1 protein-coding gene is annotated in these 821 nt (G+C 45.2%); it reads right to left on the bottom strand.

Translation table 11 applies throughout. The features are described 5' to 3' along the window. Positions 1 to 821 (bottom strand): biotin/lipoyl-binding protein (locus A3739_RS01670; protein WP_156502244.1); only part of this gene is annotated, 821 nt, incomplete at both ends.

Below are 821 nucleotides of genomic sequence, written 5' to 3'. Positions count from 1 at the left end.
GTGTTCGTCTTTGCTGGTCGGCGCGTCTGCTAATATCTGCATTGGCAATCTCAATGTTGGCGCGCACATCCGCTAACTCTTTTTGTGCTTCGCCACGAAACTCTTCGACAACCGCTCTTTTCTTCTGCTCAAGTCGCATCAGTTTGCTTTTGATCTGAGGGATGTCCGATTTGCTTCTACCTACTTCAAGATTTAGTTCAGAAATACGCTGATCGATATTCAACAACTCAATTGCCGGCACAGCTCCTTGTTTAACGAGCGGTGCATTAATTCGACGTTGCTCTTTGGATAAACGTAGTTGTTGTTGATAGCTGCGTAAGGCTTGATTAGCACTCGCGAGCTCTTGTTGCGCTTCTTCCATTTCCAGTTCAATAATGCGCAAATTACTGTTGTGCTCATTGAGTTGAATTTCGAGCAACTGGTTTTCAGCATCAATAAACTGCGGCGCTTTGTTATAGAGAGAATTGTGATAGACGGGGTCGGTAATATTCACGACAGCTTCGATTCGAGCCGCTTTGGCTAAGGCTGCTAGGTATTCCGTTTCAGATTGAATAAGATTCGCCGATGCCTGTGTATCATCTAAGACAAGCAATACCGCACCTTTTTCCACAAGTTGGCCATCGCGTACCATCACTTCTTCAAGAATGCCGCCCTCAAGGTTCTGAATCTTTTGAATGCTTGCCGATGGAATCGCCTTCGCTTCACCACGAATAATTTCATCCATATTGGTTAATGCAGCCCACACTAGTGCAATCACAAAAACTGCACTTAAGGCATACAGAATCCATGCACTGACTTTAGGTCGTTGGTGCAAACTCGCA

The sequence above is a fragment of the Oleiphilus sp. HI0067 genome, from assembly GCF_001635735.1.
This window is presented reverse-complemented; position numbering and strand designations above follow the sequence as displayed.